Source organism: Pedobacter sp. R20-19 (assembly GCF_000708265.2).
In the GTDB taxonomy this organism is placed as follows: Bacteria; Bacteroidota; Bacteroidia; order Sphingobacteriales; family Sphingobacteriaceae; genus Pedobacter.
This window is the reverse complement of sequence record NZ_JCKI01000016.1, coordinates 1-263: the sequence shown is the minus strand read 5'-3', so window position 1 is coordinate 263 and position 263 is coordinate 1. Positions and strand designations below refer to the sequence as shown.

Genomic DNA, 263 nt, shown 5'->3' with positions numbered 1-263 from the left:
ACTGGTGCACAAGGTGTTCAGGGCGCAACCGGAGCAACAGGTGATAAGGGAGATAAAGGCGATACGGGTGCACAAGGATTAACTGGAGCAACAGGCGACAAGGGAGATAAAGGCGATACGGGTGCACAAGGATTAACCGGAGCAACAGGCGACAAGGGTGATAAAGGAGATACGGGTGCACAAGGATTAACCGGAGCAACAGGCGATAAGGGCGATAAAGGAGATACGGGTGCCACTGGTGCACAAGGTGTTCAGGGAGCAAC

1 pseudogene is annotated in these 263 nt (G+C 53.6%); it reads left to right on the top strand.

The features are described 5' to 3' along the window. Positions 1–263, top strand: a pseudogene (locus AN34_RS21350) (hypothetical protein); the annotation flags it as partial.